Genomic DNA, 305 nt, shown 5'->3' with positions numbered 1-305 from the left:
ATGGCACCGGACTTCTGCCCGGCCCGTATCGTCTGGGTCAACAGCCACTCCACACCCTCCTCGCCGATCCACCCCCGCCAGCGGTTCAGCGGTTCAGCGAAGACGGATTGATCGGCGGACGGTGCTGGAAGAACACCTCCCCGGTGAAGTGCTGGTAATAGGGGGTCTCGACCCAGCGGGCGACCACCGCCTCGTCCGACAGCCGGTAAGCGTGCTGCAGATACAGCAGCCCCGCCACCAACCGCGGCTCTGTCGCCGGTCGCCCCCTGCCGGACGGAAAGAACCCGGCCCATTCGCGCTCGAAC

Annotated in this window: 1 pseudogene; it reads right to left on the bottom strand. The window is 67.2% G+C overall.

Annotated elements, in window-relative coordinates:
* Positions 1 to 305 (bottom strand): annotated as a pseudogene (locus tag EEB11_RS19375) (transposase); the annotation flags it as partial.

It is taken from the genome of Pseudotabrizicola sediminis (assembly GCF_004745575.1).
GTDB lineage: Bacteria > Pseudomonadota > Alphaproteobacteria > Rhodobacterales > Rhodobacteraceae > Pseudotabrizicola > Pseudotabrizicola sediminis.
Note: the sequence above shows the minus strand (reverse complement) of the source record. Positions and strands in the feature narration are given on the sequence as shown.